We start from the raw sequence: 1840 nt of genomic DNA, 5'->3' as shown, positions 1-1840 counted from the left end.
CTTAAATGTCATGGTTTTGACCTCTATGTTAATTTTTTTACACCTAATGCGATAGCTTTTAAATTGTCTAAGTTTTTAAGATTTTTTCGTTTTTATTGATAGTTTTATGATTTATTTTCTTGAATTTGAGCCAATTATAAAAAGCGAGAGAAATTTCCCCCGCTTGTACGATTAAATCTAGCTAGTGGTTTACTTTAATCTGACGCTGAGAAGCGGTTCGAGAGTGGTCAGTTGACGTTCTAAGTCTGCATATTCAGCTTGATAGGTTCGTCCTTCATCGGTTTGTTGCAGTCTGAGGAGACGGGAGCGTAAAAGGGCGATCTCCCTTTCCATGCTGGCGATCTCATCTTGGTTTTGATGTTGGGCTTTCTCAGCTTCCAACTCGATCAATTCCTTGAGCGATTCGAGGTCGGCATGGTTTTGGGGTTTTGGCTTCTGGGAACGTAATTGGAGAATGATATCGACTGTATCGGTGCGGTACACCACCCGTTTGCCGTTGGCGGTTGCATCCTCACTGATGATTGATAATGCCCGTTCGATCGCCATCGGTTCGATTTCTTCTAGTTTGGCCGAAAGTGCGGCCATCTGCCAGCGGATATCGGCGTATTCATGTAGAATGTTCGAGGTTTGAACGGTTGGGGTTGGACTTATCGGTTGGTTCAAGGTGTTTAATTCTAGGTTTACACCTCCCCGCTTGGCGAAGATTTTTATCTCTTTTGTGTTCTTTCCTTATTTTTCCGGTTTAGGGTGGGTGGGTGGGCGTGAGCGAGGAGAGGCGGGGGTATGGCACAGAAAAACCGAGGGAATAAGGATAACCCCCCCGTCCGACGAGCGAGCAAATCGGGGAGTAGAGAAGAAAAACCCCGATCGCTCGATCAGGGATAAGCGTTAGATGGTTTCGAGGGTGAAAGTACGGTAGGGGTTGACATAATTACCTGGCAGACCCCAAGCTTTGAGGAAACCCAGACAGGTGAGCGTTTCGCCCTCGCTGCCGTCCCAAACCGCGAAGACCCGCTCACCTCGATCGCATAACCAGAGTAGCGGCTCGTCAACGAGCAGGATGCGGTCGGCGCGGAAAAGATTATCGAGGGGAAAGTCATCGATTGATTCAGCCTCGATCGAGAAGACCAGACCTTGATCGTTTTCTAGGAACAGGGTCGTCAGGAAACGGGTATAACCGAGGTGAAGAGCCTCCTCGATAAGAGACTTGAGAATAGGTGTTTGTTCGGCATCTTGCCAGAAAAAGATAGCGGTTCGCATGGTTTTTTTAGTATGATGGATTGGAGAGGACTTCCATTCCCCTCCAATCCTATTAAGGAACTCTAGGTGTGAATGCTCGTGATACCCATCTGGGCATCCACATCCTCCGAAAATTCTGGATTATTTTTCAGCCACTCCTCGGCTTCCCGTTTTCGGTCGGTTTTGCGCTTGCCCGATTTAATGGCAGTCTTGGGAGATTTCCGAGGCTCCTTGAGCTTAGGTTCGTCGCTGTCTGGAGTTGCGTCGATCTCATCGTTGAGGCGACGGGTGACGAGTTGACCCTCCGCTTCCGTCTTGCGCCGTTCGTAGTGGTTTTGGTTGATTTCCAAGAGGCGCTGTTTAACTCGCTGACGGGCGTGTTGACGGCTTTTCGGTGATTCGATGCCGAGAAAACCTTCTGGGTCGTCCATAAACTCTTTGATACCGAGATTCAATCGGGCGGCTAGGGCTAGAACTTGGCTGAATAGCTCCGTTTTTTTAGAGTTCATTACTACTACTTGCCCGAAGGGGTCGAAGTGGATGTCGCCCTTCCAGCTGGTCTCCCCTCGCACTTGCCGGACGATGACTTCGGGAAGACCTT

Annotated in this window: 3 protein-coding genes; all 3 read right to left on the bottom strand. The window is 48.9% G+C overall.

The genetic code is table 11. The features are described 5' to 3' along the window. Positions 1-189: 189 nt before the first annotated feature. Positions 190-663: a hypothetical protein gene (locus MICAI_RS16335; protein WP_008204535.1), complete on the bottom strand. Its 474-nt coding sequence runs from the start codon at positions 661-663 to the stop codon at positions 190-192. Positions 664-888: 225 nt separating this feature from the next. Further along, positions 889-1260 carry a hypothetical protein gene (locus MICAI_RS16330; RefSeq protein ID WP_008204534.1) on the bottom strand — a complete coding sequence of 124 codons (372 nt, stop codon included), beginning with the start codon at positions 1258-1260 and terminating at the stop codon, positions 889-891. Positions 1261-1322: 62 nt separating this feature from the next. Further along, positions 1323-1840 (bottom strand): hypothetical protein (locus MICAI_RS16325; protein WP_039900367.1); only part of this gene is annotated, 518 nt, incomplete at its 5' end.

Source organism: Microcystis sp. T1-4, from assembly GCF_000297435.1.
In the GTDB taxonomy this organism is placed as follows: domain Bacteria; phylum Cyanobacteriota; class Cyanobacteriia; order Cyanobacteriales; family Microcystaceae; genus Microcystis.
Note: the sequence above shows the minus strand (reverse complement) of the source record. Positions and strands in the feature narration are given on the sequence as shown.